The organism is Embleya sp. NPDC025285 (genome assembly GCF_055558835.1).
Genome location: NZ_JBVHLU010000013.1, coordinates 99840 through 123955, shown reverse-complemented (window position 1 = coordinate 123955; position 24116 = coordinate 99840). Strand labels below are relative to the sequence as shown.

Genomic DNA, 24116 nt, shown 5'->3' with positions numbered 1-24116 from the left:
GTCCGGGGCGAGGGCCGTGATTCCGCGCCGGGTCATGTCGGCGGTAGCGGTCGGCCTCGCGCAGCTTCACATCCGGGATCTCAGCACGTCGACCTCGCAGCCCGGCGCGGACGGGTCGAAGCCGTGCTCGACCAGCCAGCGGATCGCGAGCAGGCTTCGCAGCGACCACCACGCGCGGATCACGTCGAGGTCGACGTCGGTGCCGTAGCCGGCGACGACGTCGCCGAGGTGCTCCTCGTGTCCGAGCGTCAGGGTGGCGAGGTCGTACAGGGCATCGCCCCGGCTCGCCTCGGACCAGTCGATGACGCCGGTGATCTCGTCACCGTCGACGAAGACGTGGGCGACCTGCAGGTCGCCGTGCGTGAACACCGGTGTCCACGGCCGGAGCGCGGCCTCGGCGACCCGGCGGTTGCGCGTGACCAGGTCGGCGGGAAGGACGCCGTTGGTGAGGAGCCACTCGCATTCGCGGTCGAGGTGCGACGCGATTTCCTCGAGGCTGCGACCGGGCCATGGCGGCAGCGGCGCGTCGTGCAGCATCCGTACGGCGGCACCCGCCGCGACCCACGCCGCGGACGACGCGGTCGACGGCTCGCCGAGGCGGCCCAGTGCCGTTCCCGGGACCGCGGCGAGCGCGAGCACGGGCGGCTTGCGCCACAGGACTTCGGGGGTCCGTATCGGCGCCGCAGCCATCGCCTCGACCTCGACGTCGGTGCGCGTGCGATCCGCGTCGATCTTCAGGAACACGTCGCCGACGCGCAGGGTCGCGCGCTCGTGATGGGCCACGACGACCTCGACCTCGTCCATGTCGACCATTATCGCGGCGGGGGTACGACCGGGATGCGTTCGCGCGTGTTCGACGGCGAGGAGGCGGTCGAGCCGGTGGCCGGCCGGAACCGGAAGGGCGGCGGTGCTCCAAGCGGTGGGTGGCCGCCCGGCGCCGTGCAACGGTACGAGCGCGGGACTTTCGCCACCGTGATTACGAACGCGGAGGCAGGCCGTACCCCGATATCCGGGAGGGGCGTTCACCGAATTCGGCGCGGGCCGATCCTGGTTGCGCGGCCGGCGCCGAACTCGGCGGTGGTGTCACCAGTGCGCGGCGGTCGCGTAGTAGGTGGCGCCGGGCCATGCCTGGACCGGTGTCGTCGACGGCACGATCCTGCCCGCGCACAGTCCGCGCTCGGCCAGCCCGTCGACGATGCGCGGGATCGCGGCGAGGGTGCTTTGGTAGCCCTCGTGCAGCAGGATGATGCCGCCCGGGCCGACCTGGAGGGCGTTGGCCACGATGTCGTCGGTGGAGATGCCGTTGTAGTCGAACGAGTCGGTGGTCCACAGCACCTCGGTCATGCCGAGTGTGGTCGCGTCCTGGCGGATTCCCGCGTTGGTCCGGCCGTACGGCGGGCGGAACAGCGTCGGTGCGTGGCCGGTCTGGGACTGGAGGATCTGGTTCGTACCCAGGAGTTCGTTGAACGCGTCGGGCTCGCCCAGGTCGTCCAGGAAGGGGTGGGAGAAGGAGTGGTTGCCGATCCAGTGGCCGCCGGCGGCGATCTGCGCGACGTACTGCGGGTAGTCCAGGGCGTGGGCCCCGGTCAGGAAGAAGGTCGCCTTGACCCAACCGGCGTCGTTCAGTGCCTGGACGTAGGCGGGGGTCAGGGTCGAGGGGCCGTCGTCGAACGAGATCGCCGCATAGCCGGCGGAGCATGGGGCGGGGGGCGCGGGATCGGCGTGCGCGGCCGTCGTCGGGCCCAGGATCAGACCCGCCACCGCGACCATCGCCCCGGCCGCCCACGCGCGCACTCGCACGCTGGACTTCATCTCGGACTTCCTTTCGAAGATTCGACATCATCACGAACCCGGCCACCATCGAAGGATGGTGGCCCTGCGGTCGGCCGCCCGCCGCCGGGTGCGGCCGGGAACGGTTTACCGGTTGCCCCCGGGGCGGAAGGCCGACCGCAGGTCGAACGTCAGCGAGTGCGCGCGGGCAGGATCCGCTTGAGCGCGAGGCCCGCACTGAACAGCGTGAACGCTGCCACGAGCGCCCACATGACGTTCGCGCCGGTCGCGGCCAGAGCGCCTCCGGCGCCGGCTGCGGCCGCTCCCGTACTTGCGTGATACATGGTCACCATTTCCTTTCTTTTCTTCGGATCGCGTCCCAGAACGCCTGAGCCTGGGCCGCTTGCAGGTAGAGGTCGAAGGCCATCTCGACCACGATGAGCGCGCCGAGTACCACTTGCAGTGGTCCGCGTTTGCGGACGCTCACGGCGCGTTCCACGGAGAAGATCAAAGTCACCACCATCCACACGGGCTGAATACGCACGTGTCCGGTGAGGACGAGGGACAGCAGCAGCGAACCGAGGTAGATCACGATGATCAGCAAGCCGATCAACGAGAGCACCTGTCGTCCCCAGTAGGTGCGGGTGATGTGTGTCCACCCGTAGTCGGTCAGGTTCTCCAAGGCGCCGCGCTTCCAGCGCAGTCGCTGTTTGAACAGGTCCGACCAGGTGCCCATGACCTCGGTCATCAGCGTGCACTTGGGCGGGCAGACGATACGCAGACCCAGGTGCAGGATGCCCAGCGTGAGTTCGTTGTCCTCGGTGAGCACGCGGGTGTCGTACACGTGCGCCGCGCCGGGAAGTTCACCGGTGGCCCGGGCCGCGACGACCTCCTGGAGGGTCAGCGCGCGAAAGAGTGTGGCCGTCCCGGTGAGTACGAGGGCTTTGCCCTGAAGCCGCTCGACATCACGGACATAGCGGGCGTACTCGTTGCGTTGCAGCATGCCGACGAAACCCCCGCCCGGCTTGCCGGTGAACGTGCCGCCGACCGCTCCGAACTCGCCGGTCGCCAGCCGCTCCAGGCCGTGGCTGAGGAACTCCGGTCCGAGGGTGGAATCGGCGTCCATCACCAGGATCGCGTCGGCCGGTCCGAGGTTCGGCAGGATGTGATCGATGACCTGATTGAGGCCGCCGGCCTTCTTGTGTTTGTTGTCGACGGTCTCGTAGACCTGCACACCCATGCTGCGGGCGATCTCGACGGTCCGGTCGGTGCAGTTGTCCGCGATGACGATGATCGTCTCCGGCGGTCGACGCTGACCGTACAGGGACTGGATGGTCTCGCCGATCTGCGCTTCCTCGTTGTGCGCGGGCACCAGTGCGGTGATACGCATCGAGAGCACGTCCACGGCCGGCAGCGAACGACGACGCCGGCGCTTGGTCCTGAGCCGGAACGGCTCGGCCTTGCGCGCCCGGTGTCGCCGGGGACGCTCTCCGGTGGGAGTCGGCGCGAAGGTCGGGACCGGGCGCGGCTCATCGCGAATCGGCGCCAGGATCTCCGTCGGGTGGTCCGCCGCAATCGGCTGTTCGGCACGTCCTCGGTGCCGCCCGCCGGGCACGCCGCTCGCGTACCCCATGTTGTTCATCTCGCCGTCGCGCTCCCGATCGAATCATGGCGAATGGAAGAAATCGCTCAGGAGCGCACGCGCGAATCCCGAAGCCGTGACCGGCGTTCGGGCAGCACGAAAGGCCGACGAGCATCAGCTCGCCGAGAAGCGAATCAACCGTTCCCCCCGGGGTCCCCACCCAGGATGACCAAGAATGGGGTATCGAAAGGATCTTGTACAACACAAAGATCCAATTGTGAGCACAAGCACAGACAAACCCCGAGATCCCAACAGATAGTTGCCTGCCGCCGTACGGCCGCGAGCCCCGGGCAATCGCACCGCCCCGAGGGCTTCGGCGGGTCGGATATCCTCACTGACCCTGACATATCGGGTGCCTCAAGCCACCCGGCCACCCGCCTCGGCGAACTGCGACGCGCCGGCGCCGTCTTCCGGCACCCGCGCCACCACGTGCCCGGCGTGGAGGAGTGCCTGCCCCTGTCGATGGAGGCCGCGTGTGCCGCCGCCGGCGAGACGCGTCCGCACCGTCGAACCGATGGCTTGCCACGCGGACTTCGACCGCCACCGCTATCGTCACGCACCCCGCCGCCGCCGCCCGCCCGCCGCGACCGGCGCGTACGGCCGTGACGCCGGCGAGGAACAGGTATGGCGGGAGACCGCCGTCAGCCGCCGAGCGACTGGGCCGGTACAGGTGCGGCGATCGGCGGGGGCGGTGATGCTCGCTCGGTGTCGCCTGACGGCAGGGGCGGCTGGGTATCGCGTTTGCGTAGCAGGAGTCCGCCGGTCAGCAGTGCCGCAGCGGCCCACGCGGCGGTCACGCCGAGGCCGGCCCAGGGGCGGATGGGCAGGCTGCCGGAATCGGTGGTGCTCTGGACGCCCAGCCCCGCGCTCATCGGCGCGATGCTCACGAGCAGGCGCTGCCAGCCCGGGTCGCCCCTGGTCCGGGCGATGATCGGGACGATGTGCAGCAGGCCGAGGACGCCCCCGATGCCGGCGGCCGAGTCGCGCACGGCGGTGCCGACACCGAAACCCTGCGCTCGACGCCGTCGCCCAAGCTCACCACGCCACCCTCGCCACCAGCGCACGCCCCGAAGGGGCCTGGCCATCACCGTGCTGTTCGCACCGCCATCCGGCCCAACTTCCCCTTGAGGTAGTCATGCAGCCGCCACCGGCCCTTGAGGTAGTTGTACAGCCGCCACCGGGGCCCGGCCTGCGCGGACGCAGGCCCGGCGGCCACGGCGATGGAGGTTGTGCGTCCGAGGGAAGCGCGGGCGCCACCGATGGCGGTGTTCCCGCGACACACGATTGCGCGTGAGCCGTACCGCGCACACCTACGACCCTCCTGATGGGCGACTTTCGAATACTCGACCGGCCCGGTCGGACCGCCGCGCCGCACTCTCGTGCACCGGCCGCCCATCGACACGGCGGGTGCGCGCTATCCGGGTGAAGTACACGAACAGCCTTCACTCGAAAGGGATGGATCGTACGCGAGCTGTCAATCTGAATGATGTGCCGCCCTCTCCCGGCCGACCGTGGGCGTGCTCCCGGCCCGCGAACTGCCGCATCCAGCCCGGCCCGCCGCCTCGTCACCCGCTCACCCGCCGGTGCGCCACGACGACCCTGCGACCTTCACCATCTCGGAAGGAACCCGCAACCACCATGAGTAACGACATCGCCTACGCGAAGATCCACCCCGCGATCGGAGTGGCCCGGGTGGGCAACAGCACCCGCGACGACGGCTGGTACTACGGCCCCGAGACACCGGACCCGGATCCGATGCCGGCCGGCTCCCTCAAGGACGACACCGGTGCCTTCAAGCGCCAGGCGGCCCGTTTCCGCCTCTACGGCTACGACAGCGCCGGCAACGTCGTACGCGAACTGACGGCCACCGACGCCGGAGTCGCGATCGAGTGGGGCGTCCACGTCGCGAACCAGAAGGCCGCCTGGTACGAGTTCAGCCTCGCCCTCGACATCCCCGACATGCAGGGCCACAGCACGCCGAGGCGCAACAAGGGCATCGATCGTCGCAGCCTGGTCATCGATCCCGGCCGCAAGACCCTGCGCGCCGGCACCGGCCAGAGCGTGGAGTTCACCGGCGGCGCGTTCCAGGGCATCGCCGTCCCGCTGGGCCGGATGCACACCGACGAGCGCGGCCGGCTCGTGGTGCTCGGCGGCTCCGGCCGGTCCGGCGCGAAGAACAACGAGGAACTGCACTCGTTCGGCAACAACGACGGCTGGTACGACGACATCTCGGACGGCCCGGTCACCGCCACGCTCACCCTGGACGGCCGCCCCATCGAGGTCAAGCCCGCCTGGGTCGTGGTGGGCCCGCCCAACTACGCACCGGATATCAAGACCGTGCGCACCGTCTACGACCTGCTCCTCGACGTCTTCGTCAACAAGGGCAAACTGCCCCGCCCCGTCCAGGTGTCCTTCAAACAGCACATCGAGCCCCTCCTGCGGCGCTTCGGCGACCTGCAGTGGGTCAACAAGGGCTTCGCCACCCACTTCGGATTCGCCGGCCCGGAGGACTTCACCACCACCGAGGTGCTGCGGCGCCTCTCCAAGCCGGGCAACACCTACCGCGAGCTGCGCCGCCAGGTGTACACCGCCATGCGCAACTACGAGCGGGACGGACTCGCGCCGATGACCTGGCCGTGGTTCTACGGCGACGGCATGGCCAGCCGCCCCAAGTCACCGCGGCAGTACATGACCCTGTCGGCCCTCCAGATGGACATGCTGCTCAAGTGGTCCAACGGCGAATTCGTCGACACCCCCTGGAGCGGCTTCCCCAGCCACCTGGAGAAGGCATCCCTCGCCGATCAGCCCGGGCTCCTGGACCGCGCCGCTCTCGACTTCTGCCTCGCCGACGCCTTCCACCCCGGCTGCGAGATCACCTGGCCGATTCGGCACGCGACGATGTTCGCCGAACCGTTCCGCATCCTGCACCGCGCCGAGGGACAGGCGGAGCCCGACTACGGCGCGGAACTCACTCCCGAGAAGGCGCTGGCCGCCGACGGCCCGCTACACGCGCAGGGCCCGGGCGGCCTGACCCGGTGGATGGCCATCCCCTGGCAGACGGACACCGCCAGTTGCCGCTCGGGCTACGAGTCCACCGCCGGCCTGGGCCCCCGGTACGACCCTCACCTGCCGACCTTCTGGCCCGCCCGGGTGCCCAACCACGTGCTGACCGAGCGCGACTTCCGGATCGTGAACAAGGAGGGCGGCCCGACCCCCTCGGAGGACGAGCGCGAGGCGGCGTTCAACAATCGGGCCTCCTGGCTGCGCGGTCTGCACGGCACCTACAAGGAGCAGTTGAAGCAGGCCGCCGCGGAGTGGCACCACTTCGGCGTGGTGGAGACCCGCCGCTACACCGTCGGCGACAACAAGTACCCGCAACACGTCCAGGTCGAGTCCGTGCCCGGCTTCGCCCTCGAAGGGGTGCCGGACGAGCGGAATCTGGTCACCCTGCATGTACCGCAGACCGCTGCCGCCGACGCCCAGGGTGCGGCGCTGTCCGCCCTCGCCGAGCACATCGGCCTCGCCCCCGAGAACATCACCGTCGGCTACATCGACAAGCTCGACCCCTTCGGGGAGGACGCCGCCAACGGCGCCGGCCGCCACGAGAGCCGTTCGTGACGGTGGACCACACCGATCGTCCGGCGGCCACCGCGACCGTGTACGACGTGGTGGTCGCCGGCGGCGGCCCGGCGGGCGCCGCAGCCGCCCTGGCACTGGGCCGCGCGGGCCGCACCGTCCTGCTCGCGGACGCCGCCACCGGACCGCCGCCCGTCGGCGAGGCGCTACCGGCCGCCGCCCGGGTCCTGCTTCGCGACCTCGGCACGCAGGACGTCCTCGACGAACGCCACCATCTGCCCTGCTACGCGAACCTGTCGGCCTGGGGCTCGGACGACCTCGCCGCCCAGGACACCATCCTGGACCCGCACGGCCACGGCTGGCACCTCGACCGCGGCCGCTTCGACCGGGAACTGCGCGAGCGCGCCCGCCTCCTCGGCAGCGAAGTGGCCGACCACACCACGGCCCGGCCCGCCGGCCGCTCCGGCGACGGCACTTGGAGCGTTGAGCTGCGCGGCCCCGGCCGGCGCCGCACCGTGCGCTGCCGCTGGTTGGTCGACGCCACCGGCCGCCGAGCGGGCCTGGCCACCGCGGCCGGCGCCCGCCGGGTGGTCCACGACCGGCTGGTCGCGCTCTGCCTGACCCTGCCCCCATCGACCACGCCCACCCCCGACGCCTCGACCCTCGTGGAGGCATCGCCGGACGGCTGGTGGTACACGGCGCTGCTGCCCGCCGGCCACCGGCTGCTCGCCCGGTACACCGACGCGGACCTGCCGGGCGCCCGGACGGGCGATACCGGCCTGCTCACCGACGTGGCCCGCACCCGCCACACCGGCGCCCGGGTGTCCGCGCACCCGTGGCCGGCCGCCGCTGTACGGCGCGCGCCCGCCCACACCGTCCGCCTGGACGCCGTCCACGGCGACGGCTGGGTCGCCGCCGGCGACGCCGCCGCCGCCTTCGACCCGCTGTCGTCGCAGGGCATCATCACCGCCCTGTACACCGGCATGCGGGCCGGCCAGGCGGTCCACGACCACCTCGGCGGCGACCGCACCGCCCTCACCCGCTACGCCGCCGAACTCGACACGATCACCGGCGTCCACCTGCGCAACCGGCGCACCTTCTACGGCCTCGAACACCGATGGCCCCGGCACGCCTTCTGGCACCGCCGCCACACCGCCGGCCCGACGGATCCCGTCGACGGCCGAGCGAACACCCGACCCGATCCGATCCCACCCCCAGGAGTGCCCGCATGACCACCACCGACGTCATCTCCGTGTCCGACGCCGACGCCGCCCCCCGCCACGGCCACCGGTTCCTGCTCATCGGCACCGGGACGATCTTCGCCTACCACCTCGCGCTCTACCGTGTCCCCGTCCACGCCTTCCAGATGATCAACAAGTTCGGCCTGGACGGGGGCCTGCGGAAGAAGTACCTCGACGACCTCGCGAACCACGAGGACCAGCGGGTGTACTACTCCCTGTTCTCCGAGGGCCATTGGCCTCTCAAGGAGATCGTCGACGGCACCCGCGACTCGCTGCCCGTGGAACTCGAGCGGGTGACCGTGGACAGCTCCGGCAATCGCACCTTCACCAAGATCCTCGACGAGACCACCGCCACCTGCCGCAAGCAGGACGTCGTCCACTACAAGCCGCTCGACGCCACCGGCTACCCCGAAAACCTCACCTACCTCGCCTTCGGCGAGGGATCCGAGATCCACCTGGCCCACCAGCTCGCCGCCTCGCCGAACTGGGACGAGGTCATCACCACCACGCAGCCCGCAGGGTTCCAGCAGAGCGACCTCGACCACGCCGCCGCCGTCACCATCCCCGCCATCAAGGACCCGAAAGGCGTGGTCAACACGAGCCCCCTGGTCAAGGGCAAGCCCTACGAGGGCCTGATCGGGACCCGCGAGGTCACCTTCACCGCCGGGCGCCAAGGCTGGTGGAACCACACCAGCCTCAACACGTAACAACGAACATCGAGCGCCGCAGCGCCCGTTCGGCTCGTCGTCGCGCATGGCGGGCTGCCGGGTCGTCGGCGACTTGGTGGCGGCTCGCCATGTCGTCGCCGTAGAACCACCGACCTCCGACGCGGCCCCGCCGGCGAAAACCGACGGGGCCGCGTCGGTCCACCCTCCGCCTTCGCGGCCGCGCGTATGGCCGGTTCCCGGCCCGGCCAAGCCGCGCGTTCGCGTCCCCCGGGACGGGACGTCTTGACCCCGCCCAGCTGACGTATCGATCCCGCCCGGCTGCGGTCTCCCGGCCCGGCGCCTCCACACAGGGCTTCTCGATCCGCCCGTCCGCGGCGAACGCCTGGCCCAGGCGGGTGGTGTGGCCCACGCGCCCGAACACCCGCAGCAGGTCGTATCCGTGTTGCCGTGTCAGATTCCGGGGGCGCGACGCCGGTCGATGGGATGTTCAACGTCTCCGCCGGATGGCCGAGTTCGGTGACGATGACGGGGCCTTGCCGTCGCCGATACCCTCGACCCGGGCCAACTCGACGACGTCCGCCAACGGCCACCGTCCCGATGCCCACAACCGGAAGACGAGGCTCCACGACCCGCGGTGAGGCGCGTGGAGGCGGTGGTCAACGACGTGCGGCTCGACCGGCTCGGGATTCGGCCCGAGCAGGCTCGCGGCACCGCGCTCTCGCAGCTCGCCACCGGGAATTCCCGCCGATACTCGCCCGCACCTCGGGTATCCGCACCGACGTGGCCGTTCGCCTGGCAACGTCTCTTCGCGGGTGACCGGGTCACCTACGCAGCCGAAGTCAGCCGCCGCACCTCAACGCAGGAGGACAGCAGATGACCAGCCATGGCTCCCTTGCGGGCAGCGAAGTCCCGGACCCCTTGGGGACGTTGCACCGAGCATTGTGGATCGGCGGCGGCCAATGGGCCGGAAAGTCGACAGTGGCCCGGCTCCTGGCCGTCCGGTACCGCGTCACCGTCTATCACTACGACTACCACGACGCTCGCGGTCACAACGATCGCCGGATCGCCCGTCGCCTGAGCCTCGGAGAGCCCGCCACCGAGCCCGACCCGGACAAGGTGTGGGTCCACTCCGCTCCGGAAGAGATGGCCACCGAAACCCTGGCCGGCTTCCCGTACCGGTTCGAGTGGGCCCTGGACGACCTGCGCGCACTCGTCTCGGGCCACCCGATCATCGCCGAGGGCTGGGGACTGCGTCCCGAACTCGTCGCACCCATCATCGACTCACCGCGTCGGATGGTCGTCATGGTGCCCACGCCGGAGTTCCGCCGACACCAACTCCGAGAACTTCCCCGAGCCGCCTCGCTCGGGCACCGCGTCAGCGATCCGGTCCGAGCCCAGGCCAACCGCCTCGCCCGGGATCACCTCGTTGCCAAGGACGCAGTCCACACCGCCCATCAACTCGGCATCCGCGTGATCGAAGTCGACGGTTCCCGCGATGCCGCTGCGATCGCAGAGACAGTCGCAGACCACTTCAGCCCCTACCTCCCGCGTCAACACCACGAGATTTGATCACCACTGGGATTCGGACGGTTCCAAGAGTCGTCTCCGGAGCCGATGTCACACTCCTTGGACCTGCGTCGTCTGGAGGGCATGAGAATCGCAGTTGCCAGGGGAAACGGGCGCACAGGCCGCCGCATGATCGACGAACCACGTCCGTGCGGTGGTGGGGTGCGTGCGCCCGGTCGAGGATCTTCCCAGGGTCGTCCGATCCCGGCGCGAACCGTCGCGATGCCGGAGCCGGTCGGGGCCTTCGCCGATGTCACCGACATCGCCCACACGGGCGAACCGGCCCGATGCGTGCACGGACGCGGGAGTAGCGGGCGGTGGGCGACGGCGCTGCCGGTACCGCCGACCGATGCGCTCGACCGGACCGCGCGTTCGAGACGGCCGGCCGTCGCCGAGCATGCGGACGTTGCACGCCGTGCCGGCTCGCTCGAGACGCGGTCGACGGTGGAGCCGCAGGTATGAGCGCGTGGTTCGGCGACGGACAGGGGGCGGGGCACCCGGCCGGCGAGGACACGCTCGCGCTCGAATTCGAGGCGCATCGCCCTCGGTTGCTGCGGGTGGCGTACATGACGCTCGGGTCGATGAGCGAGGCCGAGGACTGCGTCCAGGAGGCCTGGTTCCGGCTGCGCGGCATCGCGGACCCGGCGGCGATCCGCGACCTGGGCGCATGGCTGATCACCACGGTCGGCCGACTGGCCTTGGACGCGCTCGGCAGCGCTCGCGCGCGGCGGGAGCGGTACGTCGGGACGTGGCTGCCGGAACCGTTGGTCGCTCGGCCCGAGGCGCTCGATCCCGCGGACCGCGTCACCCTCGACGAGTCGGTGAGTATGGCCTTGTTGGTCGTCCTGGAGCAGCTTTCCCCCGCACAGCGCACCGCGTTCCTGCTACACGACGTCTTCGGGCTGCCCTTCGACGACATCGCGGACGTGGTCGGCCGTACCCCGGCCGCCGTACGCCAACTCGCCTCGCGCGCTCGCCGGGACGTGGCGACCGCCCGACCACGCTTTCCGCCCACCGCGGCCGAACAGCGGGAGTTGGTGGCCGCGTTCCTGGCCGCGTGCCGGGAGGGCGATCTGAAGGGGCTGGTGACGTTGCTCGACCCCGATGTGGTGTGCCGAGGCGACGGCGGCGGCGTGGTCACGGCATTGCGTCACGCCGTGCGCGGAGCCGAGAAGGTGGCCGGGCTGATGCTCGACTTCACCCGGCATCCGCTCGACGAGGTGCGGCCCACCGACGTCAACGGCTCGCCCGGCCTGCTGCTGCGCGGCATGGACGGCGTGCTCTCGGTGGCCGCCTTCACGGTGGACGCGGGACGGATCACGGCCATCGACGTGGTCCGCAACCCGCACAAACTGGCGTCCGTTCCACCTCCGCCGGACTGATCCCCGCATCGACCCCAGCACAGATCGACCCCACGGCTCGCCCGTGGGCTGCTTTCGCACGCCCGGAGAGCCGGAGAGCCGGAGAGCCGCAGAGACCGGGAGAGACCGGAGAGATCATGACCATCACCGAAGAGACAACAGAAGTAACGCCCAGAGAGGGCATATTCGCCCGAATCGCCGGCCTGGCCTTGCGTCGCAGCCGGCTCGCGCTCGTGCTGTGGCTTGCCGTGCTCATCGGAGTCTGGGGCGCCGCCTCGTTCGTGGGTGAGGACTACCGCCAGGATTTCTCCCTCTCGGGCACCGACTCGCAACGCGCGGCCGACCTGCTCGCGGCGCACGGTTCCGAGCAGGCGGGCGAGAGCGTACAGATCGTCCTGCGCGACGAGCGCGGTCTGCGGGCTCCGGCGACCGCCGAGCGGGTCCGCGGCATGTTGGCCGAGGTGGCCGAACTCCCGAATGTGGCAGCCGTATTCGGTCTCTATGACGATCCCGCGTCGATCGCCCCCGACGGCACGATCGGGTATGCGACGGTGATTCTGAGCACGCCTTCGGACCAGGTGACCAAAGCCGACGGCGAGCGCGTCGACGACGTCGCGCGGCGAGTCGCGGGGGATGGGCTCCGGGTCGAACTGGGCGGTGGTGCAGCGCGGTTGATGGGTCAGGGGCAGGGTGGTGCGGCCGAGGGAGTGGGCCTCCTGGCGGCGCTGGTGGTCCTGGTGCTGATGTTCGGGACGGTCATCGCCGCCGGACTGCCCATCGTGACCGCGCTGTTCGCGGTCGGCTCCACCCTGGGCGTGATCATCCTGGCGTCGCGGCTGTTCACGATCGCCGACTACACGCCGTACGTGATGATGCTCGTCGGGTTGGGCGTCGGGATCGACTACGCGTTGCTGATCTTCGTCCGCTACCGCGCCGAACTGGTGCGCGGCGTAGCGCCGGAGCCGGCCACCAAGACGGCGCTCGAAGCCGCGGGTCGGACCGTGTTCTTCGCCGGCTGTACGGTCATCCTCGCCCTGCTGGGGCTGGTCGCCCTGGGCCTGGGGTCGTTGCAGGGCATGGCGTTGTGTGTGGCGTTGACGGTCTTGGTGACCATGCTCGCGGCGCTCACCCTGCTGCCCGCCCTGCTCGGTGTGTTCGGGGAGCGCTTCGCGCGGCAGTTCACGGTACGGGCGGCCAAGCGCGCCGCGCGTGGCCGCAGGCCCGAAGGCGCGATGTGGCGCGCGATCGCGAACGCGGTGCAGCGACGGCCGATGGTGGCCCTGCTGGTCGGCGTGCTCGGGCTCGGCGCACTTGCCGCGCCGGCGCTGACCTTGCGACTGGGGTTCGCCGACGCGGGCAACGACGCGCCGGACACCACGAGCCGCCGCGCCTACGATCTGCTCGCGCAGGGGTTCGGTCCCGGTTTCAACGGTCCGTTGATCGTCGTGGTGGACGGCGGGAACGCCGGTGCGGAGCAGGCGGGCGCGACCGCGCGCCGGGTACTGGGCGAGACCCCGGGGGTGCGGGCCGCGGGAACGCCGATGGTCACCCGCGACGGCGCGGTCGCCACCGTGATCGTGCATCCGGTTTCGGCGCCGCAGGACGAACGGACCTCGGAGCTGGTCTCGACGCTGCGAGACGACGTGCTGCCGGGCCTGTCCACGCAGACGGGGGCGCGGTACCTGGTGGGCGGAGCCACCGCGGTGACCGAGGACTATGCCGACAAGGTGGCCCGACGGATGCCGCTGTTCGTCGCGATCGTGGTCGGCCTGTCGGTGCTGTTGCTGATGGTGGTGTTCCGTTCGGTGTTGATCCCGATCAAGGCGGCGTTGCTGAACCTGCTGAGCATCGGGGCCGCCCTGGGGGCCATCGCGTTGGTGTTCCAGCGTGGCATGTTCGGCATCGAACCCGGTCCGGTCGAGGCATACATCCCGGTGACCATCTTCGCGATCGTGTTCGGGCTGTCGATGGACTACGAGATCTTTCTGGTCTCGCGCATCCGCGAAGAGTGGACCCGGACCCGTGACAGCGCGTTCGCGGTCCGGGAGGGCCTCGCCCACACCGGCTCGGTGATCACCGCGGCCGGGGCCATCATGGTCGCCGTCTTCGGTGCCTTCATGCTCAGTCCGGAGCGGATGCTCCAGCAGATCGGGTTCGGCATGGCGGTGGCCATCTTCGTGGACGCGGTGGTCATCCGGTGCCTTGTCGTACCGGCGATGATGCAACTCCTCGGCCGCTGGGCCTGGTGGATGCCGGCGTGGCTGGATCGGCTGCTGCCTCGCGTCGAGGTGGAGCGCGGCTGACGGTCGAGGCGGTGTACCCCCGCCGGAGCCGCGTCGAGGTCGGCCAACCGGGCGTGGGCCGTCGCGGCCGACACCAAGTGCCGGGCGTCGGCGTACGCGTAGCGCGGCGCAAGCTCCGGGCCCAACGCGTCCGCGTCCCGTCCCGGGCCGGCGGGCGCCGACGCGATCGGCCGGCGACACGGCGTCCGGGGGTGGTTCGACCCTGGTCGGCGTCGCCGGCCGTCGGGGACCACCGATGGCCGGGCGCGGTGGCGATGGTGACCCGGGCGCGCCTGTCGCTGCACTCGTCCGCCACCGCCGGTACTCCGAACGAGACGACGTCTCAACCGCGCTGTGCCGCCGTGACCTTGTCGGTTTGTGCCTTGTGGACGCCCGGTGGCAGCTCCTGGTCGGCGTTTTGCGAGGCGCCCTGCACGATGACGTAACCGGCGCGGGTCGTGGTCATCCTGGCGCTGAGGCCGAAGTCGGAAGAGACCTTGAAGGCGATGCTTTCGTCACCGACGTTCGGGGTCGGCAACGGCGTTACGTGGTACGTCAGCGACGGTGTGCCGTAGCGGAAGGTGCCGCATGAGGGGAGAGCCGCCTTGGCGTCCTTCAACAGCTTCTCGGCCGCGCCCGGTTGATACGAGGCGAGGGAGAACGCGTACTGCGACTTCGCCGCGCCCGGCGGGGTCAGCTCGCCGCTGATGTGTGCGACGGAGGCATGGGTCGCGCCGCCTCCGCCCATCAGGTCCATGATGGGCTGGCAGGCAGGCTTGTCGACGGTCGACACGTCCGGCTCCTCGACCTCCGGCGTCGTAACCCGCCAGCCGGTGGACGGGAGGTCGGCGGCGACCACGAATGCCGCCCTGAGCTGCGCCGCGTTGAGCGTCTTGGCCGGTGAGCCCTTGCCATCCGACGGTCGTGACGTGCCGCTGCCGGACGGCGCGGGGGTGCCGGACCCGGACGCCTGCGGGGAACCGGGGGCACTGGTGTTGGAGGATCCGGTCGTGGCACTGGTCGTCGGCGAACCGCTCTTGCCGTCCGCGTTGTTGCCGGAGTTGCCGGAGTCGTCGGAACAGCCGACGGCGAACAGCAGCAGCGGGGCCACCGCCGCCGCGGTCAATCGTTTACGCGCGGAGGGCATGAGTTTCCGTCTTTCTGTGGGCGGTGTGCCGGGAGCAGGGTTTGTCCGACGATACGTGTGTCGCAGTGGAGAGTCGGGAGAGTTACCCTCCGACCTGCGGTGGTGCACTGAAGCGGATGTGCGGGTGCCTTTTCGATTCCGCGGGTACCGGTGTGTGCTCCGGGTGAGGAAATTGTCCTACGCGGGCACGCGCGTGGGCGCATCCTCGCGCAATCGGGACTGCAAATGCGGTGGGAAAGCCCCCGCGCGCCCGCGGCCTTCCGAGCTTCTTCCGCTCGGGCCTCCACGAACTCGTCCACGGCACCGAACACGACTGGGACTTCGCCGAGTGGGATGGCCGGGCATCGACTACCGGCAGGCGCGCAGCCGCTCGGATGGGTGGGGTCCATGACGGCGTGATCACCGAGGGCCGTTCCGTTGGGGCTCGGCGTCGGACGGGGGATTCCGAAGGACCGTACGGAATCCCCTTGCCCAATGGTCAAGAATCGTTGACCATTGGGCGCATGCCTGCCGATGATCTTCCCGAGTCGCTTCACGTCACCACCGAGGAGCAGCTGCGTGCCGTCTCCAATCTCACGCGCCGCCGGATCATGGCCGTGCTCCGCTTCGAGCCGGCGACGATCACGCAGATCGCCGCGCGGGTGGGCCTCGCGAAGGGGAGTTCCAGCTATCACGTGCGGCTGCTCGAGCGGGCCGGCCTGGTGAAGGTGGTGCGGACGCGGAAGGTGCGGGGGGTCACCGAGCGGTACTACGCGATGGCCGCGCAGGCGATCGTGCTGCCGGATCCGGGGGCGGGGCAGCCGGATGTGCTGATGCGGCATGTGGTGGCGGACCTGGAGGCGGCACCGGTGGATGCCGAGCGGCATGTACGGATGGCGCATCTGCGGCTCACCGGTGAGCAGTTCGCGGAGCTGGGGGCGCGGCTGCAGGCACTGGCGGACGAGTATCGGGAGCTGTCCGATCCGTCGCTGCCGGACGTGTCGCTCGCCTTCGCGCTGTTCCGGCCGGCGCCGCGCGAGCAAGCCGAGGGCGATGCCAAGTGACCTCGGATGTTGGGAAGTTGCCGACGGGGTTCGGACGGCTGTGGACCGCGCAGACGGTGTCCTCGCTCGGTGACGGGGTGATGCACGCCGCGCTGCCGCTGCTCGCGTTGACGTTGACGCGGGATCCGATGGCGCTCGCCGTCGTCACGGCCGCCGGGACGCTGCCGTGGCTGCTCTTCGGGGTGCTCGGCGGTGCGCTGGTGGACCGCTGGGACCGTCGGCGCACGATGTGGGTCGCGGACGCGGCGCGTGCGGTGCTGCTCGCGATACCGGTGGCGGCGGCCATGCTGGACGTGCTGAGCGTTCCGTTGCTCGCGGCCGTCGCCTTCCTGCTCGGCCTCGGCGGACTCTTCTTCGACACGGCCGCCACGGCCTACCTGCCGGATCTGCTCGGCCGCGACCCCGTACTGCTGGAGCGTGCCAACTCCCGCCTGCGCGGCGCCCAGACCGCTGCGTCCGGCTTCGCGGGGCCGCCCGCGGGCAGTGCGCTGCTCGCACTCGGGCGGGCGGTTCCGCTGGTCGCCGACGCGGTGTCGTTCGCGCTCTCCGCACTGCTCGTTCGGTCGCTGCCCGCCGTGCCGCGGCCCGTACCGCAGGCCCGCGAGTCGCTGCTTCGACAGGCGCGGGCCGGGGCCTCGTACGTCTTCCGGGACCGGTTGCTGCTCGGACTCGCGCTTCGTCCGGCGGTCGGGAACGTCGCCTTCCTCGCCGTGGAGACCGTACTCGCCCTCTTCGCGCACGAGCGTCTCGGCATCGACACGTTCGGCTACGGCCTGCTCCTGACGGCAGAGGCCACCGGCGGTCTGCTCGGTGCCGCGATCGCCTCCTTCCTCGGCCGGCGACTCGGCACCGGCACCGCGCTGACCTGCACGGCAGCGGTGGAGGGGCTTGCCATCCTGGGGCTTGCCGCCGCCCCGAATCCGTACGTGGCCGGGCTCGCACTCGCCGTCTGCGGGGCGGGCATGGGCGCCACGATGGTGCTCGGGCCGTCCCTTCGGCAGGCGATCGTCCCCGCTCACCTGATGGGCCGGGTCGCCTCCACCTCCCGCATGCTCGGCATGTGCGCGGCCCCGTTCGGCGCCTTCCTCGGCGGCTGGCTGGCCACCGCGTACGACATACGCACCCCGCTCTACGCCGCCGCCGGCCTCCTGCTCGCCATGACCGCCGTCACGGCGACCATGACCGGCAACCGCCGGGTCGAGGCGGCGCTGCGTGACGCCGCATCGGCCGGCGGTCCGGGCCACCCCGAATCCGCGGATCCCGTCCGGGAAGCTGCGCCCGAACTGTCGTGACGCATTCGCGGAAGTCGGCGTCGGCCGGATCCGAGGACGCACCCGAGTGCGACTCCGGACGGATGGGCCTCGGGGTCCGTCTGAAAGCGCCCGAAGTTCCCCGCGCGGGCGCGGGTGTGTGCGCGGCGCGTTACCGGGGCCGGACGGCGAAGACGCACATCGCGAGGCGGTGGCCTGGGTCGCGGCTCCTTGTAGCGGTTCGCGAACTTCTCGTTGACCCTGATGCCGTCCGGGCCCAGGGCGTCGGCGGGGGATTCGGCCATCAGGATGATGCCGCCCCTACTGGTCGAGTAGACCTGTGACCGGGCCATGTCCGGCCGTCGGTGGCTGGCGGGTGGCGGGTGGATGGCGTCCCTCGCCGTCGCGACTGCCGGTGGAGGGCGTGTGCGGCCACGATGGCGGCCTTCGGGGGCAATCGATGAATGAAGGTTCGGCACACGGCGTGCCTGGCCACACGTTGCCGTGCCGCATGTCAGGCTGATCCGATATGTCGGCTATACCCGGCATGACACCTTGCCCGGGTCGACTGTCGTGCCGAACTGTCGGCCATCTACCATTGATTGGATAGGCGGGAACCGTGAGCGTCAAACCTGTGCCCGAGGACTACCCGCGCGTTACGCCCTACCTCTGCGTCGACGGAGCAGCGGCCGCGATCGACTTCTACGTCTCCGTCCTCGGCGCGACCGAGCGCATGAGGATGCCCGCGCCCGGTAGCAAGATCGGCCACGCCGAACTCCAACTCGGCAACTCGATCGTCATGCTCGCGGACGAGTACCCGGACATGGGCTTCCGCAGCCCGAAGGCGGTGGGTGGCACGCCGGTGACCCTGCACGTGTACGTCGAGGACGTCGACGCGGTCTTCGCGAGTGCCCTCGCCAACGGCGCCACGGAACTCCGGGCGGTGAAGAACGAGTTCTACGGCGACCGAGCCGGCCAGTTCGAGGACCCCTTCGGCCACCGCTGGAGCGTCGCCTCGCACGTCGAGGACGTCCCCGAGGACGAAATGGCGAAACGGGCCGAGGAAGCCATGCAGAGCGGCGACTGATCCACGGCGTGCACGCGCGGTGCGAGCGCGGGCCGGTGAAGATCGCCGCACGTCACGGGGCCAGGACGTGCCCCGCCGCATCGCGGAGGCCACGGCACCACCGGCCGCGACGGCCGAGGCTGCGGCAACCGGCAGTCGCAGGGTCCATGCGCGCAGCTTCGCCGACTTGGATGCCTGAGCCAGTAGCGCGTCGCGTCCCCGTAGTACGGCCGGCCCGACGCCGGTGAGAGTCAGCGCCATACCGACGCCGAAGACCGCCACCATCAGGAGCGCGACACCGAATCGGCCGGTGAGCAGCCCGCTGACAGCACGAGGAACGCGGAGGGCGAGGGCGGCAGGCCGCCGGATGTGCCGAGCGGCACGAGGCCGCGCCTGGTGAGCAGCGACGCGGTGGAGACGACATGACTGTGCCCGTGCCCGTGCGTGTGGCCGTGGCCGTGTCCGTCCTTGTGGCTGTGGCTGTGGCCGTGCCCGTGCGTGTGATCGTGGCCGTGTCGGTGGGTGAGGGTGGACCGGTGGCGTCGGAGAAGGTTCACTCCCACGCCGACCACGACCAGCGCGGCGATCAGTTGAAGCCGGCTCGTCAGTGCGGCGACGTCCGGGGCGCTCTCGGCGGCGGCGAGCCACCACCCGACGGCGAGCGCGGCCACCGACGCGGTGTGCATGGTCGCGACGATGACGCCCAGCCACAGCGCATGTCGCGCTCGGGACCGACCGCCGAGGAGGAAACCTGCCGCAAGCATCTTCCCGTGACCCGGCGCGCAGGCATGGAAGGCGCCCACGATCGCGGCGACGAGCAGCGCCACGGGCAGCGCGGCACGGTGGTCGAGCAGCGCGGCCGGATCCGTGGTCCAGACGGTGCCACGCCCCTGCGCCTGTCCGGCGTCGACGGAGTGGTCGGCGCTCGACGGGCCGACGGCGAGCGTACGTAGTCGGTGACAGTCAGGTCGCCGGTCGAGATGGTCAGCGACGCGCCGTCGACCTCGGACATCGCCTCGACCTGGCCGGTCCACTGCGGAAGCGTCGAGGCCGCGGCCCCGGCCTTGGTGTTGCCGACCTCGGGGTCGGAGACCATAGGACGAAACCAACATCGCCTCGCAGCGAGAGTTCCCTGTTGGGACAACGAGAGTTCGCCGGCGGGTCATGTCACGACACGAGGTGATCGCCGCTATTCACGCAAGCGCCGCGCGGTCGTCACCCGGTACGGTCCCACTGGTGATAGGCCGACGTGGAGTCGGACGCACACTCGACCGATCATCCATACGCCCATCCGCTCGTCCCTCACCATCCCCGAATCGCACAGCGGCTGCCGCGTCCGGGCCGGGGTGGCGTCGAAGGCCCGTACCCCGCGCACGTCGTCCGCCGCCGGGCGCATGGAGAGATTGGGTGGGCGCCGATGAGTTTCCCCGCGGACCACAGTCCAAGATGATGACCGGTGCGCCGCGACATGAGCACGCACCGACCGAACCCGCCGAGAACCGGCACGAGACACCAAGGAACCCTCGATGCGCACTTTGATCAGCACGGCGTTCATCTCGCTCGACGGCGTCGTGGAGGCCCCGGGCGGCGAGCCCGGCTACCGCAACTCCGGATGGACCTTCAAGGACATCGAGTTCCTTCCCGAGGCGTTCGAGATCAAGGGCCGTGAGCAGCAGGAGGCCGCGGCGATGATGCTGGGCCGGGTCAGCTATCAGGCGTTCAGCGCGGTGTGGCCGGACATGGAGGACTTCGCCGACTACAAGGTGATGCCGAAGTACGTCGTCTCCACCACGCTGTCCGAGGGCGACCTGGTGTCGAACTGGGGCGAGACCACGATCCTGCGCTCCCTTGAGGACGTCGCCGCGCTCAAGGAGACCGACGGCGGACCGATCATCGTGCACGGCAGCGCCACCTTGAACCAGGCCCTGTCGGACGCGGGCCTGATCGACCGCTACCACCTGCTCGTGTTCCCGCTCCTGCTCGGCGCGGGCAAGCGCCTGTTCAGCGCCACGGACAAGGACACCCAGAAGCTGAAGCTGGTCGAGCACGAGGCGTACGCCAACGGTCTGCAGAAGAACGTCTTCGACGTCGTCCGCTGACCACGCTCCCGCGGCGTGCGACCCGGGCGCCGGGCGGGCGTTCCGGGACCGGCGTCACCGAAATGCCCGCCGACGGACCGCGGTCGGCGACGCCTCGCCGTCTGCCGGTCGTGACGTGCCGCTGCCGGTCGGCGCGAGGGTGCCGGGCCCGGACGCCTACCGGCCCTCCCCGGTGGTCACCCATTCCGGACGGAAAGGTTCAGTGCTCGCAGAGGGAGAATTGTCGTTCGTAGATCTGCTCGTTGTGTTCGTCGACGAAGAACTTGCGTTCCTGCATGAGTTGTTCGCGGTGGTTCCTGGCCTGTTCGAGCGTCATGGTCGAGGTGTCGGACCATGGTTGTTGCGGCGGCACATCGGATGTCGAGACGATCCTTTGCGACGGGTCGACCAGGAAGAACGCGAGAATTTTGCGATATCCCGGGCGGGTGGGATCCGTGAGCCGGAATGAGCCGACGCGGTGTTGCAGGATGTTGGGGAACGCCAGACAGCGGCCCGCTGGGGTCGATGCGAATCCCAGCATCTGGTTCAGTGCGTCTTCGTCCTCCAAGCCGTAGACGTCACGCACGCCGTTGTCGTCGTTCTGTTCGTAGCGCGGGTCGTCGAGAGCCGCCCGGAAGCTCAGCCTGCTTTCGGTGATGTTCTCGCTGTCCCAGTAGTAGATGGCGGTAGAGACGATCCGCTCGTTCATCATTCCCTCGACATGCCAGGAACCGCCCGGGTATTCGGGCTTGTCCGGGGTGAGATGAATGGTGGCGAGCTTGACGATGACCTGGAGACGGCGGCCGCGCAGGTCGACTCGGGCGGATTCATCGGGCAACCGGGGAGGGGTGAAGGCCGGGGCGTCCGGGACGACCGGACGGCGGTTTTCCCACCAGTCGTCCTGAGCCGCTTCCCATGCGTGAACGGCTTCGTCGTAGGCGTCCTCATCACTGTAGGAGGACTCGTCCGGAGGCTCCGGCTCCGAGTCGTACCACCCGTAGGGATCGGCCTCGATCCGCAGGGGTCGCGGATGGCGCAGATCGGTGAGTACGTTCTCCAGCAGCGGGCGCAGGCGAGCCAACAAGTCCGGTAGTACGGCGGCCAGTTCACGATGAGTGTCGGGGTGGACGTTGTTGACGTACGAACGGAAGGCGACATCGCCGTCGTCACTGACGTCGACGTCCGTGGGTAGCCACTGGAATTTCTCCGAGACCTCGTACTTCGAGTAGCGGCTCGTCGGGTTCTGCCAAGCCCGCTCGGGCGCCTCGCTCACCCCTCTCACCAGGCAGAACAGTGAGGGATGGACCAGATCCAGTACCTGGCCGTCGGATCCGGGATGCCAGTCCTGTTCTGCTTCGGGGACCTGTTCCAGAGCCCGAACCGCCTCGCGCAGCCGGGATCGGAGCTTGTCGTCGATCAGCGTGTCCGACTGCCACACCCCGTCGACGGCGGACACCTCGACGCCGGTTCGTTCGTCCCGCAACGCGGCGTAGTGCAGGAGTTCGGCAAGCACGTAACGAACCTGTGCTTCGGTGAGGCCCTGGGCGACCGCTTCCTGCGTCCACCTGGCGACGATGTCGGCATCGTTCATCTTGGCGAACCACCCCGGCTTCGCCCGGATGTGTGCGCTGCACTGCATCATCTGAAGTTCCCGCAGCGTTCGGGGTGTCGCGAACGATATGGAACGGGAAGCATGAAAGGGCAGCGGGAAAGCAGACAGGCCGGTCAATTCTCTTGATCCTCCCAGTCGGTGTGCGGTGGCGGGAAGGATACTTCAGCAGAGCGACACCGCCTGTGGCCCTGTCATCGCCTGGATCATCGGGGAGCAGTCGTGGCGCGAGCGGACCGGCCGTCTCCGACGCACGACGGGACCGGGGGCCCGCCGAGCGCCGAGTCGGCTCGGCGGGCCACCGAGGCCGTCCGGCGGATCGAGTCCGCGCGGATCGTCAGCGCGCCGGCCCGCTACATCGCCGACTTCGAACTCGCCGAGGACGTCGCACAGGAGGCGCCGGCGGAGGCGCTCGTACGGCCTGCAGGCGGCGATCGCGGCCTGTCACGCGTCCGCGTCCTCGGTGCCGGAAACCGACCGGGAACGCGTCGTACTCCTGTACGAGGCCCTCGGTCGGCCGTCCGGTTGGGGCGCTCCCGCCACCCGGGGTCCCGACCGCCTCGTCGTCGGTGGCGGAGCGGGCCGATTCTCGCGATCGACCGTTGGCGAGAGGCGTGTGGGGGAGTCGCCGCTTTCGGTCCGGACGCATGTCCCAGCCGGATGCTCTTACTTCAGATCGGCGAGGAGGTCGTCCAGGGCCTTCTCGAGGGCTGCGGCGTTGGCCGGATCGAACCAGGTGGTGCGGATGCGCTCGTTGCTCCCCTTGGGCGTCTCGTGGTCGGCGGCGAGTTGGTGCAGAGGGCGGCTCTCGTCGCCCAGGGAGCGGCCGACGTTCCGGAAGAGGCCGCGCACGTACCGGTCGGCGGCGTCGGCGGCGATGCCGTGGCCGGTGGCCCACGCGGTGAGTGTGGCGAGGTAGGCGTAGTGGGCGGTGAGCGTCCCGGTCAGTGCGGAGAAGGCGTTGAAAGCGTCCTCGTCCGCGACGGGGAGCGCTCCGCCCAGCTGGTCGAAGAGAGAGTCCACCAGCGGGTGCGAGGGGCAGGTCACGGTGACGGAGCGGCGCTCGCGCACGGCGGGCAGCGGGATGGCGCGGACGATCGGGGCGCCGGTGACGAGGGTTCGGCGCAGGTCGTCGGTGGCGACGCCGGCCATCAGGTTGACCACGGTCCTGTCGTCGTCCACCTTCAGCCCGGCGAGCGCCTCGTGGTGGTCTTGGCGGCGTACGGCGATGATCACCAGCTCGGAGCGGTCCAGCACCTCCTGGTTGTCGGCGCACACATGGACGCCTTCGAAGCGTTCGGACAGTTCGGCTGCGGTGCGGGCCCCTCGCGGAGAAAGGAAGACGTCCGGCGACGCATCGCCCCCGTCGCGCAGGCCCTCGACGATGGCCCGGCCGATCTCGCCCACTCCGATGATGCCGATGCGCTGCACTGTGTCTTCCTCCATGGTGCGCTGTGGTCGTGACCTGTGTTGGTGCGGTCTGTACGGTCGCGACGAACGCCATCGGTTCCTCGCGTGCCAAATCGAACGGAGCCGATGTCACGTCGGTCGCGGTCTTCTCCACAGCATTGTGACCGCGACGACGCCCGCCAGGCAGGCAATCATCCCGGCACAGCCCAGCTCCGACGGCAGTCCGGTCGCGCCGGAGGTGTCGGGCGGGTGCGGCGGGTCGTGGAGCGTCGCACGTCTCCGGTGGCCGCGATGGAGCCGCCGTCCGCCGTCCGCCGTTTGCCGTCCGCCGTCACCGCCGGTGCGGGCCGGCCGGGGGCGCCACATGTACACCGTCCGGGGGAGCCCGGGCAGCGTCACGGCCGCTT

At 70.2% G+C, this 24116-nt stretch carries 22 protein-coding genes; 12 read left to right on the top strand and 10 right to left on the bottom strand.

The features are described from left to right. Positions 1 to 66: 66 nt before the first annotated feature. The 6 genes from ACZ4FV_RS11485 to ACZ4FV_RS11460 form a co-directional block, all read right to left on the bottom strand. A complete protein-coding gene (locus ACZ4FV_RS11485; protein ID WP_395868804.1) occupies positions 67 to 804 on the bottom strand; it encodes a phosphotransferase family protein in 738 nt (245 codons plus the stop codon). Positions 805 to 1083: 279 nt separating this feature from the next. Beyond that, positions 1084 to 1812 (bottom strand): polysaccharide deacetylase family protein, encoded by a 729-nt coding sequence (locus tag ACZ4FV_RS11480; RefSeq protein ID WP_402235381.1) that lies wholly within the window; start codon positions 1810 to 1812, stop codon positions 1084 to 1086. 149 nt (positions 1813 to 1961) lie between these two features. Next, positions 1962 to 2114, bottom strand: a complete 153-nt coding sequence (locus tag ACZ4FV_RS11475) for a hypothetical protein (protein WP_331772491.1) — start codon at positions 2112 to 2114, stop codon at positions 1962 to 1964. A gap of 2 nt (positions 2115 to 2116) precedes the next feature. Further along, positions 2117 to 3412, bottom strand: a complete 1296-nt coding sequence (locus tag ACZ4FV_RS11470; RefSeq protein ID WP_465322538.1) for a glycosyltransferase family 2 protein — start codon at positions 3410 to 3412, stop codon at positions 2117 to 2119. 641 nt (positions 3413 to 4053) lie between these two features. Continuing rightward, positions 4054 to 4401, bottom strand: coding sequence for a hypothetical protein (locus ACZ4FV_RS11465; protein ID WP_402235385.1), 348 nt, complete (start codon positions 4399 to 4401; stop codon positions 4054 to 4056). A 95-nt stretch (positions 4402 to 4496) separates the two neighbouring features. Beyond that, complete coding sequence (locus ACZ4FV_RS11460; protein WP_402235387.1) at positions 4497 to 4628, bottom strand: hypothetical protein; 132 nt, start codon at positions 4626 to 4628, stop codon at positions 4497 to 4499. A 422-nt stretch (positions 4629 to 5050) separates the two neighbouring features. Between ACZ4FV_RS11460 and ACZ4FV_RS11455 the strand changes: the two genes are divergently transcribed. The 7 genes from ACZ4FV_RS11455 (at position 5051) to ACZ4FV_RS11425 (ending at position 14127) form a co-directional block, all read left to right on the top strand. Continuing rightward, complete coding sequence (locus ACZ4FV_RS11455; protein ID WP_402235389.1) at positions 5051 to 7030, top strand: LodA/GoxA family CTQ-dependent oxidase; 1980 nt, start codon at positions 5051 to 5053, stop codon at positions 7028 to 7030. Further along, on the top strand, positions 7027 to 8220 hold the full coding sequence (locus tag ACZ4FV_RS11450) for an FAD-dependent monooxygenase (protein WP_402235392.1): 1194 nt from the start codon (positions 7027 to 7029) through the stop codon (positions 8218 to 8220). Before ACZ4FV_RS11455 ends, ACZ4FV_RS11450 begins: the two co-directional genes overlap by 4 nt. Next, positions 8217 to 8936, top strand: a complete 720-nt coding sequence (locus ACZ4FV_RS11445) for a hypothetical protein (RefSeq protein ID WP_395868793.1) — start codon at positions 8217 to 8219, stop codon at positions 8934 to 8936. Before ACZ4FV_RS11450 ends, ACZ4FV_RS11445 begins: the two co-directional genes overlap by 4 nt. A gap of 595 nt (positions 8937 to 9531) precedes the next feature. Next, on the top strand, positions 9532 to 9774 hold the full coding sequence (locus tag ACZ4FV_RS11440; protein ID WP_402235394.1) for a hypothetical protein: 243 nt from the start codon (positions 9532 to 9534) through the stop codon (positions 9772 to 9774). Next, the gene (locus tag ACZ4FV_RS11435) at positions 9771 to 10466 is read left to right on the top strand and encodes a hypothetical protein (RefSeq protein ID WP_402235397.1); all 696 of its coding nucleotides are present in this window, start codon (positions 9771 to 9773) and stop codon (positions 10464 to 10466) included. Before ACZ4FV_RS11440 ends, ACZ4FV_RS11435 begins: the two co-directional genes overlap by 4 nt. A 455-nt stretch (positions 10467 to 10921) precedes the next feature. Beyond that, complete coding sequence (gene sigJ, locus ACZ4FV_RS11430) at positions 10922 to 11845, top strand: RNA polymerase sigma factor SigJ (protein WP_395868789.1); 924 nt, start codon at positions 10922 to 10924, stop codon at positions 11843 to 11845. Between the two features lie 116 nt (positions 11846 to 11961). Beyond that, complete coding sequence (locus ACZ4FV_RS11425) at positions 11962 to 14127, top strand: MMPL family transporter (protein WP_402235399.1); 2166 nt, start codon at positions 11962 to 11964, stop codon at positions 14125 to 14127. 322 nt (positions 14128 to 14449) lie between these two features. Here the strand turns inward: ACZ4FV_RS11425 and ACZ4FV_RS11420 are convergent, their stop codons facing one another. Then, the gene (locus ACZ4FV_RS11420; RefSeq protein ID WP_465322537.1) at positions 14450 to 15253 is read right to left on the bottom strand and encodes a hypothetical protein; all 804 of its coding nucleotides are present in this window, start codon (positions 15251 to 15253) and stop codon (positions 14450 to 14452) included. Between the two features lie 503 nt (positions 15254 to 15756). Here ACZ4FV_RS11420 and ACZ4FV_RS11415 point away from each other — a divergent pair. The 3 genes from ACZ4FV_RS11415 to ACZ4FV_RS11405 all read left to right on the top strand — a co-directional run bounded on the left by ACZ4FV_RS11415 (position 15757) and on the right by ACZ4FV_RS11405 (position 18633). Further along, entirely contained in the window at positions 15757 to 16296 is a 540-nt protein-coding gene (locus ACZ4FV_RS11415) for an ArsR/SmtB family transcription factor (protein WP_465322536.1), read from the top strand. Next, positions 16293 to 17588: an MFS transporter gene (locus ACZ4FV_RS11410; protein WP_465322535.1), complete on the top strand. Its 1296-nt coding sequence runs from the start codon at positions 16293 to 16295 to the stop codon at positions 17586 to 17588. The genes ACZ4FV_RS11415 and ACZ4FV_RS11410 overlap by 4 nt, the downstream gene beginning before the upstream one ends. Positions 17589 to 18165: 577 nt before the next feature. Continuing rightward, positions 18166 to 18633 carry a VOC family protein gene (locus ACZ4FV_RS11405; protein ID WP_465322534.1) on the top strand — a complete coding sequence of 156 codons (468 nt, stop codon included), beginning with the start codon at positions 18166 to 18168 and terminating at the stop codon, positions 18631 to 18633. A gap of 263 nt (positions 18634 to 18896) precedes the next feature. Here ACZ4FV_RS11405 and ACZ4FV_RS11400 read toward each other — a convergent pair whose 3' ends face one another. Beyond that, complete coding sequence (locus ACZ4FV_RS11400; protein WP_465322554.1) at positions 18897 to 19376, bottom strand: hypothetical protein; 480 nt, start codon at positions 19374 to 19376, stop codon at positions 18897 to 18899. Between the two features lie 6 nt (positions 19377 to 19382). On the opposite strand from ACZ4FV_RS11400, the gene ACZ4FV_RS11395 reads away from it, so the two are divergent. Together ACZ4FV_RS11395 and ACZ4FV_RS11390 are read left to right on the top strand one after the other, a co-directional pair. Beyond that, positions 19383 to 19565: a hypothetical protein gene (locus ACZ4FV_RS11395; RefSeq protein WP_395868775.1), complete on the top strand. Its 183-nt coding sequence runs from the start codon at positions 19383 to 19385 to the stop codon at positions 19563 to 19565. 573 nt (positions 19566 to 20138) lie between these two features. Beyond that, complete coding sequence (locus ACZ4FV_RS11390) at positions 20139 to 20711, top strand: dihydrofolate reductase family protein (protein WP_395868773.1); 573 nt, start codon at positions 20139 to 20141, stop codon at positions 20709 to 20711. Between the two features lie 199 nt (positions 20712 to 20910). Here the strand turns inward: ACZ4FV_RS11390 and ACZ4FV_RS11385 are convergent, their stop codons facing one another. Then, a complete protein-coding gene (locus ACZ4FV_RS11385; protein WP_402235411.1) occupies positions 20911 to 22419 on the bottom strand; it encodes a DUF4246 domain-containing protein in 1509 nt (502 codons plus the stop codon). A 546-nt stretch (positions 22420 to 22965) separates the two neighbouring features. Then, positions 22966 to 23745 carry an NAD(P)-binding domain-containing protein gene (locus ACZ4FV_RS11380; RefSeq protein ID WP_465322533.1) on the bottom strand — a complete coding sequence of 260 codons (780 nt, stop codon included), beginning with the start codon at positions 23743 to 23745 and terminating at the stop codon, positions 22966 to 22968. Positions 23746 to 24116: the final 371 nt, after the last annotated feature.

What these genes read in the sequence shown, in the direction of transcription:
- ACZ4FV_RS11485 (WP_395868804.1), bottom strand. Translation starts at nt 804, where the DNA reads ATGGACGAGGTCGAGGTCGTCGTGGCCCATCACGAGCGCGCGACCCTG.
- ACZ4FV_RS11480 (WP_402235381.1), bottom strand. Translation starts at nt 1,812, where the DNA reads ATGAAGTCCAGCGTGCGAGTGCGCGCGTGGGCGGCCGGGGCGATGGTC.
- ACZ4FV_RS11475 (WP_331772491.1), bottom strand. Translation starts at nt 2,114, where the DNA reads ATGTATCACGCAAGTACGGGAGCGGCCGCAGCCGGCGCCGGAGGCGCT.
- ACZ4FV_RS11470 (WP_465322538.1), bottom strand. Translation starts at nt 3,412, where the DNA reads ATGAACAACATGGGGTACGCGAGCGGCGTGCCCGGCGGGCGGCACCGA.
- ACZ4FV_RS11455 (WP_402235389.1), top strand. Translation starts at nt 5,051, where the DNA reads ATGAGTAACGACATCGCCTACGCGAAGATCCACCCCGCGATCGGAGTG.
- ACZ4FV_RS11445 (WP_395868793.1), top strand. Translation starts at nt 8,217, where the DNA reads ATGACCACCACCGACGTCATCTCCGTGTCCGACGCCGACGCCGCCCCC.
- ACZ4FV_RS11435 (WP_402235397.1), top strand. Translation starts at nt 9,771, where the DNA reads ATGACCAGCCATGGCTCCCTTGCGGGCAGCGAAGTCCCGGACCCCTTG.
- sigJ (WP_395868789.1), top strand. Translation starts at nt 10,922, where the DNA reads ATGAGCGCGTGGTTCGGCGACGGACAGGGGGCGGGGCACCCGGCCGGC.
- ACZ4FV_RS11425 (WP_402235399.1), top strand. Translation starts at nt 11,962, where the DNA reads ATGACCATCACCGAAGAGACAACAGAAGTAACGCCCAGAGAGGGCATA.
- ACZ4FV_RS11420 (WP_465322537.1), bottom strand. Translation starts at nt 15,253, where the DNA reads ATGCCCTCCGCGCGTAAACGATTGACCGCGGCGGCGGTGGCCCCGCTG.
- ACZ4FV_RS11415 (WP_465322536.1), top strand. Translation starts at nt 15,757, where the DNA reads ATGCCTGCCGATGATCTTCCCGAGTCGCTTCACGTCACCACCGAGGAG.
- ACZ4FV_RS11400 (WP_465322554.1), bottom strand. Translation starts at nt 19,376, where the DNA reads ATGCTTGCGGCAGGTTTCCTCCTCGGCGGTCGGTCCCGAGCGCGACAT.
- ACZ4FV_RS11390 (WP_395868773.1), top strand. Translation starts at nt 20,139, where the DNA reads ATGCGCACTTTGATCAGCACGGCGTTCATCTCGCTCGACGGCGTCGTG.
- ACZ4FV_RS11380 (WP_465322533.1), bottom strand. Translation starts at nt 23,745, where the DNA reads ATGGAGGAAGACACAGTGCAGCGCATCGGCATCATCGGAGTGGGCGAG.